We start from the raw sequence: 12,213 nt of genomic DNA, 5'->3' as shown, positions 1-12,213 counted from the left end.
CCAAAATACATTAATTTACGGTTTCTCTCATTTTTTTAAAAATTTGTACTTAATTTCCGCCAAAGATGAATGAAAATCTCTTTCTAGTCGTTGTTCAATAGCAATAGCAATATCAGGAATATCTGATAAACGTTTAAGAAAATTCGGATATTCAACAACCAATATTAGCCAATTGGAGTCAAAAAATTGATAATCAAATTTCTTCGGATTCAAAAGCCACTTTTCAAAAATGCTTAAACCTATTAATTTTTCAAAATATACTAACTCAACGTCAATTTCAAGTTTGGATATAAGAAGAATAAAATTCAGAAAAGACAAATTGATTGATTCTACGGACTCTAACTTAAAATCTCTGTAACCTATTCTATTATTGACATAATTAAGATACATCTCAAAATAATCTCCTTCATCAAATTTAATTACTCCAGCATGTAGCAATAATTTATAGAATTCGTCATCAAATTGCATGTCAAGAAAATCCGTGAATGCACCGTATAAAATTTTCTTACAAGAATCATCTACGATTTGAGCCAAATTAATAGCTTTTCTGAAATTCTTAAATGTTCCATCCTCTCGTTGACAATTCAAAAGCAGTCTGTTAATTAAATTTATGTTGGAGTATTTGTATTGTGGCTTATGCCTTAAAAAGGCTTTCGGTATATTTCTTATTAGACCTTCATACTTGTGATTATGAATTTTATCCCTTCTGATCGCAATATTTAAAATAGATTCCAGATCTTTTTCTTCAAATAAATCTCCACGCTTGATTATAAAATTTTCGAGCTCTTTTATATTATAATGAGCCAGATTGTCCTCTACATCCAAGAAACCTGTTAAAGTTTTGATCAGTGGTGCAAATTGTTCTTTCTTCAGATCTAATCTTGAAAGAACGGTGAAAATATTTGTAAAAATAGTATTGTATTGTTGCCCAAAATTCCAATTTTCAAGTTGAATCGCTACAATTTCATTTTTAGCAAAATCACTAAAGAAACCATCTTTTATAAAACTGCTCAAAAGATTGTTCAGTTTTAATAGCAGCTTATCTATGCTTTTCTGATCAACTTCTATCATATCCTGTTTAGAAAGTATTTCCCGTAGTTTAGCAGAAGGGATATGTAATATACTTTCTGTCAGGATAAAATCATTGAAATATTGAAGTCCATACCCCGCAGTATTATAGCTGATCATTAAAGCCTGCAGAGTGAGCGCAGTGATCTTCTTGTATTTATCAAATTTCACATAAAAAATGGAATTGCCATAGTGATGCCTGAAGCATTTCTCATAATTTAAAAGCAGATTGTACGCATAGTCTGGACCTGTTTGAGACCCTCCGTCATCAATCAGTTTCTTTAATGCAATAACTTGCTCGAGGAGCTTATTTACAGTATCCAGACTTTTATCAATAAGATCGTCATCCTTCACTTTCTTTAAGTAATCTAGCACATCCCTTTCGATATAAAATTCCAACTCATTATAAAGCAACTTATCCATATCGATTGCTCTCATGTTGCTTCGGATTTCTTTCGTATCTTCCAATGATGACATCTGAATCAGGTGATATAAAAAAGTGGTATTCAGCGCAGCTAGAAAATATGTCACTCCCTTTTCAGGACTAATTTTTGTCAAATTCCTTATTTCATTTAAAATAAAATAGGATGTTCTGTAGTTATTCGAAGATACCAAAAAATTTCCAAAGGCATACTCCATTGTAAGGTAATCCAAGTTTCCATCGGCCTGCTTTAGTTTTCTAATAAGTTTGTCAAAATCAAAATTTCTGTAATTACAAATCATGCAGTCACAGACAGTGTCATCAACACTTAAATCAATACCTACTTCTACTATATTGTCATCCTCACAGCTGAAAATATGAGTCTTTGAAACCCCAATAACACCTTTTTTCCGTCTTAATTCTAACTGATAGTCACGAACTGCGTGAATTTCAGTTATCATACATTTATTCAGAAATTTGAACGACCATCTTAATCTTTCCATCGCTTCATTAATATCTATTCCTTCCAATTCTGTTATTAAAGAATCCGAGAAACTAATCTCTCTTCCATCCACAGAAATTTTGGTCAATAGTGTATAAATATCTGGATTGATCGTAAAAAGCTTATCATCATGGTAATGCCATACATATTCATCCAAAATATTAAAAGGCTTTATAGAAGCAAGATAATCTGGACTTACAAAACCAAACTCTTCAAACCTTTTAAGTGAATAGTAAATTTTATCAATAATATTAAGGTTCTCACTTTCAGTTTTTGATTGATCTTTTGAAAGTTCGAACAGCGTATCTGTATTAGATCTCTTAGTAAGGTCATATTTTATAAATCTATCGTTATGAAATAGAAATAAAAGTTCCTTCAGTTTATCTTCATTGTTTAATTCTTTTAAAAGGTAAACCTGATATTTCGAACTATCTTGTGATCTGTAGAACCTGATTTCATTAATATTGGTAACAACAACCCATTTACAGTCCCCACCGGTCTTATGTGCATAATTAAATCCCTGTTCAACTGCCGAAATACTCTTTTCCCGTTTTTGTTTTTCGTCCAGATTAGTATTTGCATCCTTTACCTCTATGACAACTCTAACTTCATCTTTCTCTTTATCAGCATAAAAATAACCTAGAACCGCATCGGGCTTGGTACCGTCTGTTAACGATTTTTTCTCTTCCCGCAACATCCACGTGTGAGCATTTCCGTAATTGAAGTTTAAGATATCTCCAAAAAAAGTAGTAACAAATCTTGATTTTATCTCCTCTTCTTTTAAACTACCGAACTTTCCAGACTCCAACTCTCTAATAAGTGATTCAACGAGATTTTTTATTCTCCGAATATTGGGCACAGCAGATAATTTAAAATCATACAAAAACTTATTTATAAAGAATTCGGGGAAAATAGGTTTATTCATCATGGATTACTTGTTAAAACAAAAATACATATTGCAAATATATTTTGACTAAAAATTAGATTCATTGACCTCCTATACTATTTTCTTTTCTAGTGTGGATAGAAATTCCTCATCTTTAGTATTTACTGAACTATTCGAGATTTTAAAAAGGATGAAGTAGCTAATAATTTTACTGAAATATTATTTAATGTAATAATTGGGAAAACTTGGCTATTAACTCAGTAAATTAAATACCTGTTAATTATCTCTGTTAGAAAAAATAGCATCCCAAAACTTTACAGAATGAAAAAGCCCATCTCTTTGTTTTATAAAGTACTTTCTTGTCTTTTGTGTAAATGCAGTTTGATTTGCCCGAGGGTTGCTGTTATTTGTTCTTTGAAAATATTCAATAAACCAGACTAATTCAAGATTATCACGTTCGAGAGTTTCAAACAAAGTTTCTTTTTCTACAACGAGAATTTCCTGTGAATTGTAACGTTCATCTCTTTTCTTATGTAGGAATCCGACAGTTCGCCCTTCGGTGTTTAAAAATTTTTGACCGATAAAGTTAGTTATACCTAATCTTTTTCTAACCTCTTTTGAAGGTATTTCATTATATTCTTCACCATCTACTGTCTCACTTGTAACACTTGTAACACAAGATAGTATTTGACATTGATAATCATTAGCAGATATAAATTCTTGGTCACTTTCTGTTTCTTCTATCCAGTCCATCCACATTAAGCTGGAAGGGTTGCTATATATGTCTGTATCCGGTCGAGCATGCAAATCTTTTAAATTATCAGCACACGAAATTTGTTTTCGAGGATCTGAAATGCTATTATTAACATCCTTCTTTATTATCCCTGCAGTAACAGAAATCTTACCTAAAACGTACTCATTGGAGTCATGGACAGTTGTTGAGTTATATAGCGCAACAAAGTCAGACTCATCAGCTGAATTATAGAAATCTGAAAGTTTAAAGTTAATCCATTCGTTAAAATCTAAATTAGGTTCATTATTAACGGTCGACTTTATAAATGATCCAACATCTTTGTCATTTTCAATTTCACCGACGAGCTTACCTTTGATGATCCAATTAGGAAAATAGTCCTCCTGAACTATAGCTTTTTGAAAGATTTTAGATTCAGCAGGATTTGGTATAGCTGTTAAAATAGAATAGTCCGTAACTAATCGTTCAGCTCCATAGTCATTGAAAGAAACATAATCTGCTAAATATCCTTGGAGATAATATACAGCAAGCCAGGTATATTTTTCTTCGCAGGTAAATAACCTGCTTTTACTACCATGCGAGGATTCAGTAAAGCCATTACCTTTTGTTCTATTGAATCCTAAACTTTTGATATATGAAATGGCTGCACCCATTGCCCAAGTATATGCAAATATTTCTTTATCATTTTCACGTTGGCGATATAATTCCATCAATGCTTTAGCTGATTTGCTATCATTATCTATTAACTCATCCTCTCCACGGGAACTTGGATACTCCAAAAAGTTTTCAAAAGATTTCTTCAGCACATACCATGCAAGATCATGAACGATAGGGTAAAATTCTTCGCCACCATCCATAGCATCTCTATCAAGCAGCAATAACTCTTTTTCTTCAATTAACTTAGGTCTGCATATTTCAACTTCTCCGGATGTAATTAGTCTGAATTGATAGCCTCTTTCTACAATTGCTCTCATTCCTTGCCTTATAAGCACATTTCTATATTGTTGCTTTTGGGAAAAAACATTTTGTAGAGACGATTTAGCCAATTCTTGGATAGCATCTGGATCCTTTAGATTAGCAGCAAGTGCAATCATAACAGATGACAAATCCGCTTGAATTTGGGGGTCATTATTTTTAAATATTAGATCTAGCAACTTTTTAAATTCTGTTGGTTGTTGTAATGCCCACACAGCCAAAGAATTTCTAGCTTTTTCTCTAAATTCCTGATCTAGATTAGAAAGAGACCATGCCAAAATCAAAGGTGTTTCGTCAAACAGAGCATAAGGAGAAAGTGTTAGATCAGAACCCAAGAAATTAAGCAGCGCAAATTTTATTGGATTAACAATTTTTTGATTTTTTGCAGATGAACGCTTTTCATTTTCGTCTAGCCCGGACCAAATTTGATCCCTTGAAAAAACATTGTCCAATTCATATAATATTTCATGCATAAAAATTCCTCCAAAAAAGTTTTGATTATAACGACTTGATGGTAAAATGAGATATTGAAGTGCATAAGCTTGACTACGGCCTCCTGACAGCACCATCGTTTTTATTTCATCTGCATATTTATTAAATTGCTCTCTACTGGAATGAGTCAAGGCCTTTAATCTCATTTCCAAAACACTATCTTCATCAACGCCCTTCAAAACAAATCCCTCATCTCCTGCAAGTTTATTGTAAAGTAGAAAAATACGGTCAATTGCGGTCTGCAATACGAGATTTGCAGAAGTATTTCCTTTAGAGTCTTCAATAAGATAAATATTTGGAATATCTTCAATTTTTCCTGATGAAATTTCGTTAGCAAGTCTGCTGGCAATGATTAGTTCAATGGCTGAATTGTTGATCATTGTATAAGAAAATACTCTCTTTTCCAAGCCATGAATCTTTTGAATATATTGTTGACGAATCAGAAGCCCATTATTAACAAGAAAATCTAATATTTCGTTATGGGTCGGTATATAATTTCCAACCGTTTCTTTGACAATAGCACTAGCTCTTTCATGAGAAATCTCTTTATCAATAAAAAAACAGTCTGATAACGAGAGAAGAGTATCAAAGATCGGAGTTACACCGCCGTTTATTCTTGATGTTGAGGTTTCAACAAAAACTTCTTCCATCATATTGATCTTGGACTGTAGCAAGTCATATGTTGTTGTAAGTACTAATTCGTCATCATTCAAAGTTTGCCCCTCGTACTTATCACAGAAAAGACGTAAGGCAAAAAGGGAATCAATTCCTCGAATCCTGTTAAGATTTCCAATTTTAATGTTGAAGTTGTTTTCACTAAAATACTTCTGTGCAACACTCCATACAGGAACATCACCTTCTTGAGGAAGAAGAACTGCTGCAAAGGAATAATCGGTAGGATCTTGATTACTTTTATGAAAATAATTTCTGCCAGAAAATACAAACCTAATCCTTGGAAATTCTTTAGATAGTAATACGGATTCACGAATTCGGGTGTACCATATTTGTTCTTTTCCAATATCCTCTTCTACTCCATCAATGCAAATTAAAACTTTTGAGTTTTCCATTGACAGTTCTTCACCTTTTTTTAATTCTTTTGCTTTTTGATGATCTGATGCGATAGTAAGGGCTTGCAGTGCTCCTAAAATCTCGTTGCTTGACCATCCTGGAAGAGAGAGGGTGCTTGAAAGTAATTCTGTCCATCCCTTATTATTTGCATTTTTTGCCTGTATAATTATTGCGGGGGTTGATTGTTCAATATGTTGATCAACGGCATTGGCCAATCCGTGGGTTTTTCCAGTTCCCGGATCTCCCAATATCAAACGCACTGCCCCTGGAAACATAGCACAAAGTTTTTGCTTCTTAAATTGAGCGTAATAATCTAAAGAGTTTTCTAAATTTAACAGTGTGTTGTATTGACCATTTCTTGGCTTCATATTTTCTAATTCTGCCAGTAAAATAGTACGATCGAAGTCTGGAATTATTTCCGGAACAAATTGATCATTTCCAATTTTCAAGGCATCAATAACATTTTTAAGATTGTCACACTCAAGCTCAATGTTGTTTAAAAAAAGATTAAGATGGTGTTCAGTTGTATCATTTGAAAGCCCACTGTTTATAAATTCTTCGATTATTTTTGTATTATTTTGCAACTGTTGTTTTTGTAACAACAATTGTGATTGCAGAGGATTACGAAAACTTTGCGAAAATTTTATCTCTTCGACTGCATCATGTATAACACCTTGTGCGTGTAGCTCTGGAATATATCGTTGATGCAGCCAACCAATCTTAGCCATTTCAAATAATTTTCTCAGTTCTTGTAAAGAAATTAATTCTCTATCGAACCAAAACTTCCGAATCCCTTCATTACCTGGTTGTAAAAGCTGTGAATTTATATCGTGATCAAACCACCATGTAAGACTTAGTGTTGGATAAAGAGATTTAATTTCATTATTAAAATCATCGACAAAACTATCTTCATGGTTTGCAATTGGTTTTTTTTGCTCCCCTTTCGCTCCCCTTCCAAATTTAACAGATGCAATGTCTCGTGGAATACAAATTATATAATTAACAATTTGGGGACGGAGTGTTAATGCTGTATCGATGGACTTTTTTATTTGCTTAAACTGGTCTTTTCCCAATGAATCTCTAAACCACTTTGCTTGAACTGCTAGTATTTTTCCGTCACCAAGCAAACCATAAGCTTCCACCCCACCGTCTCCCGCCGCTCCATTTACAACGCGGAACTTCAAAAGATTCTCCTTTTCAGTGCGGATAAGATAATTTTCAAAAAGATGATTACATAGTGTTTCAAATGCGGCATTTGAATCATATCCGTACGTTAAAAACTTACTCCAAATCATTTATACAGATTACTGGTTATTTCAATAAATTTAAGAAATTAAATTAGATTTCTTATCATAGGAATAATGTGTCTGATATTAAAAGAAATATCTCTGTTTTTGAAGATAATTTTAAGTATTTGTAATCAACGAATTTCATTATCGAAGTCTCAATTATCTTTAGAATTAATTCTAACTATTTCAGGTTCTGGACTCACTAAACTAACTTTGAAAGGCAAAATGATTTCAATTTTCTTATTTTCTTTTTTTATCCTGCTCCTTAGAGATACTATTCAGAAGTTGTCTTAAAAAATCATCTGAATCTTCTAAATCTTTGTTGTTGGCTATTGGATGATTTTCTTTTTGCTCAGGAACCTGTGGTAGAGTTGGCAAAAATTTCAACATATCCCCATCAAAAATAATTAAGCCAGAATACTGGTGAGGCTCAATTGAACCGTTTACAATTTTCCTTTCTCCCATAATTGTCCAAAACACCTTGAGTCCCTTTTTTTTTAGCTGCCGTTCCAAAGTTTTCCGTTCTACAATCAAACGATTTTCACTATTGTAATTAACATTCGCATCAAAACAGACAACGTCCCCTTTGCTGTTTACAAGTTCACCCTCTTTTTTACCATACTCCAGTTCGAGCGCATCGAACATTAATTTTGAGGGTTTAAAGAATTGGGGCACATTGTTCTGGCTATTGTCAAATTCTTCTTCCCAAAGAAAATCAAGAGCGGTCGGTGCCACTTTACCTATATTTTTGCCATTGACCTTAATTTCTTCCCACTCCGGATTTTCTTTTAAAAAATCCTTAAATGCTGGTGACCAGTAGAATTCCCTATTAAACAATTCATGAATGGTATGAGCTTCCGGCATCCAGCGTCCTAAAAAATTAGTTTGCTGTAAATTATTTACAATAGAATCGTAAGAATCCTCTTTGACCAAATAGCTTCTGAGCTGATAGTAAAAATCCTGATAGGGAGCCGAAAAGTCAAAGCCTTTGGAGTCGGTAGATGTTGTATAACTATCACCTGCTTCAAGGACCAACCATTCCCGAAATGCATTGCCTTTTTCTTTAAATAAGATAACGGACAAGGGGTCGAATGCGTGGGCTGGCGAAGTCATCCATTCATCATCAGGCACTTCCTTCCAAAGCGTATAGTCTGGGAAATCAATGAAAGTGCGATTCTTGCTTTTCTCGTGGTTTTCTAAAAAAGTGGGATCAATATCTCTGACATACGGTTCCCACGGGCCATTATAGTTGAAGGACAATTCATTGTCCGCAACACGTGCTAGAATTTCATAAAATGCAATCCACTGATACTTTTTACCGATTCTTTCGTTATTTTTTTTGCCCATCCGGGGATTGTTATATCCGACTGATCGGTCAAAGGAACCGTGTTTCTCAACGTCGTAGCCTAGCTTTCCAAAAATATACTTTACCGCAAGATTGCTTAGTCCCTGAAAATCTATATTACGCCATGACCGTAGACCACTCTGGAAAACATAACGCCCAAAATCTCCATACATTCTACCGCTTCTACCTTTCTCTGTCACCATCGAATTGAAAATTAAGGTAGCGCCATTAAATTCACTTCCAGTACCATTTTTCACTTCTTCTTCCAAGGCAGAGATTTCTTTATTGGATGGAAGTGTGGTTTCAATATAACTCTTGTATGGGGGACGCATTTTATCACGTTCATAAACACCTACTTTGCGGAAGACAGCGTATTCAATTATACTTCTTGCGTAGTCGCGGGCGAGTATATCCGGATTAACCTCTGTAGTTTTAAAGAATTTATTGTAAACTAAATCTGCTATTGATTTTAGACGTTCCCCGGAGGATTTTATGGCACATCCATATGCAACTGCAAAAACACGCTGGGTTACATATGGATCGTTGACAGACCTGAACTTTTCAATCCAATCAAGCAGGTGATCCTGGTAGGTCAGGAAAATATAAATCAGGACTTTGGTCGATATATCCCGCAGGCTTCTATTGGTACTGGTCAGAAACCAACCAATCGTTGTCACCGCAAGTGTTATTGTTTCATCGTCATAAACAGATCCATCATTAATCCCCCAGCCCCATTTCAAAAGCCTTGATACCGCATTTATCTCATTATCTTCTGAACCATTAGTATGTTTGTCACTTAAATAAATTGTCCATGATGCATCACGGTCAGCCAATGAGAAACCAAGCAGCATTCTATGCAGAAAATGGGCATTGAAAGGCTGATCCGTCTCTAAACACATGCCAACGATCTCGTCATAGAATGAAGTATTCGATAGACCTTGGTTTTCTATATAACCTTCGGTAAACGTTTCGAGTTTGTTGGTGTCGACCTGTACAACACGCCAAGAAAAACTAGTATAAAAACCCTTTACGATTGATAGATCATATCGTAAGTTGTCAGGTAGGACTTCAAAAAATTCAGTCTGCTTTTGTTCTGGAAACTGGATACTTAAGGCTTCGATTAATCCCTGATTCTCTATTCTTGAATTACGATCTAAAAGAATTTTACCAAACATTCCTACCTTGTGCCAATCCGATGCCAGTGGAAATTGAAGACCGGCTATAAGTTCTGTCGCTATCAGGTGATCTCCCATCCTTTCGTAGCCATAGGTAACGCAATAACCTAGTTCTTTTGGTGATGTATATCTGATGCTGTCGATAAAAATATTTTCTTCTATAAGTTTATCCAAAAACTGGGGTTTTCCCAAAAAACGGTGCACAACATCCTCAGTAAGCAAAAAGGCTTTCTCATATTCGATGTCACGCTCACCATCAACCACAACAGTAGAAGTAAAACGCTTAAGAACACGGCTGACATGGTTTATTTTATGCCACGCATACTTAAAGTGTTTTCCTTGTCCTATTTCACGGTTAACATGTTCAATGTAGTATCTAAATATCCTGTCAATACCAATTTTCTTCAAATTTCTGATATTGCTTGTATCCCTTTTCAGCCCAATACATAATAGTTTCAAGAATAATGGATTACCAAATTCCTTGGTAAGAACCGGAATACTATCAACAGGCACACCATAGTGTTTTGCGAAAGAGGCAAATGCTTCACGCTCAAAGCCAGAAAAGCCAGAATGATGGATTGTACGGATGCCTAAAAAATTATCATCCCCAAACATAAATGTCCTATACGTTGTCCTGTAACTGATAACGAGTCCCATGTATGGATATGGTTTTATATGTTCGATAAACTCCCGAAAACCACTTTTCCAGGCAACAACTCCTTCACCTTCATTAATGGCATCAACCATTACTAAGACCCGCTCATTTATAATTTTACCTTTTTCATTAACAATGTTAAAAAAGGTTTGCAGATCACAACTGAAGTTGAGCTGCGTCAGTATCTGATTCCAAGGCTCGTTTTTTCCATCAAAATTCTGCCCGAGGAAAAACAGGGTAAATTTATTTTCTATCGCTCTTTTCGTCACGATGTCTGCCAGAAGATGTGACTTTCCGGATCCCGGCTCACCATCTAGGACGATGACCTGCTCGCCGTACCCATACCCCGCTCCAAGAAACATTTCTGACTCCTGATACAGATTTGAAGAAGCTTTTTCAAAATCCTCATATACAACCGTGGCCGTAAATATATTAGAGCTACGATTTGAGTAGATCATGCTATAAAGTCTCGAACTGAAATCATACATTCTACGTCGCTTCTTAGCGAGCTCTAACCAGTCAAGCTCAAGCAGTCTTTCGGATTTAAATGCTTTTGAAAAATATGATATAAATTCACCGATGGCAATGATAATTCCTTTACCGCTTACCGAAACAGATGGGTCATCAGAGAAGGATAGAGTCACCCGTTTCCTATTAAAATGAGTCCGTTCAGTCTTTATCAATTTTGAATAGGGATCCAGTAGTCTTGTATAGGCATTAGTCACCGTTTTTAAGGCCTGCTGTAGTTCTTCACTTTTTACTTTGGTTGCTGCAAGTGACTCAAAATTTCGAAGGATCGGAACTTCTACATTTATATCGGGTGAATATCGCGGTCCAAGGGAGCGAATAGCCTTTTTGTTATGCTGTAGCACATTTTCTGATGGAAGAACACGTTCAGCCCTAGCACTAACTATGGCCATATCCTTAATTTGATCTGTTATCCAAGGAGCCACTTTACCGGCTACGAAACGGCGCCCTGCTTCGTGGTACTCAGATACTATACCTATTAAAAATAATTTCCCATTGACTTCAATACATAAACCACTTCCGGAAAAGCCTTCTACATTGTAGTCCCCAGAAGTATTTTCATCGTTGAAATCTATACTGCATTGCCCATGGATATTCGCCCCTTCACTATCTGGAGCGATAATATTAACATTGGCAGTCCAAGGAATCTCGTTGTTGGTCAGCGAAGGAAAACCTTTGAAAACACCGCTAAGCTCTTCCTGCTCAAAATTTGAAAGATAAGTAACCGGGAATTTTCCTAAAACGGCTTCTATACTTTTACGCCACACTCGGAGCACAACAATATCCGGTTTATTTTGTTTCTTTACAATAATTGAATCGGAGTCTGTTAACTGATAAGAGACAAGTCCATCCGAATCCCCTATCTTTCTTGATATTTTAATCCTATTCTCGTCAGGCAAGGCCCTAAATGCTTTACCGTAAATACAGTGTTTAGCTGTAATAATGTAAATCCATTCAGATTCCACGTTGGGTAGATAAACGTAACCACTGCCGGTATATTTATCTTTAGAATTTATCCTAACCGCAACTTTTGAAATTAAATTCCCATTTCCCATGAG

At 35.2% G+C, this 12,213-nt stretch carries 3 protein-coding genes; all 3 read right to left on the bottom strand.

Going from position 1 to position 12,213, the window contains the following annotated elements; genetic code table 11:
- Positions 1-27: 27 nt before the first annotated feature.
- Complete coding sequence (locus PGH12_RS00695; protein ID WP_267597883.1) at positions 28-2,919, bottom strand: hypothetical protein; 2,892 nt, start codon at positions 2,917-2,919, stop codon at positions 28-30.
- A 234-nt stretch (positions 2,920-3,153) separates the two neighbouring features.
- Entirely contained in the window at positions 3,154-7,458 is a 4,305-nt protein-coding gene (locus tag PGH12_RS00690) for a hypothetical protein (RefSeq protein WP_267597884.1), read from the bottom strand.
- Between the two features lie 234 nt (positions 7,459-7,692).
- Complete coding sequence (locus tag PGH12_RS00685) at positions 7,693-12,210, bottom strand: NACHT domain-containing protein (RefSeq protein ID WP_267597885.1); 4,518 nt, start codon at positions 12,208-12,210, stop codon at positions 7,693-7,695.
- Between the last annotated feature and the right edge of the window lie 3 nt (positions 12,211-12,213).

It is taken from the genome of Chryseobacterium sp. CY350 (genome assembly GCF_027945075.1).
Taxonomy (GTDB): Bacteria; Bacteroidota; Bacteroidia; order Flavobacteriales; family Weeksellaceae; genus Chryseobacterium.
The sequence above is the reverse complement of the archived record's forward strand: the minus strand, read 5'-3'. Positions and strand labels throughout refer to the sequence as shown.

Coding starts and splice junctions, on each gene's coding strand:
- PGH12_RS00685 (WP_267597885.1), bottom strand. CDS start 12,210: ATGGGAAATGGGAATTTAATTTCAAAAGTTGCGGTTAGGATAAATTCT.
- PGH12_RS00695 (WP_267597883.1), bottom strand. CDS start 2,919: ATGATGAATAAACCTATTTTCCCCGAATTCTTTATAAATAAGTTTTTG.
- PGH12_RS00690 (WP_267597884.1), bottom strand. CDS start 7,458: ATGATTTGGAGTAAGTTTTTAACGTACGGATATGATTCAAATGCCGCA.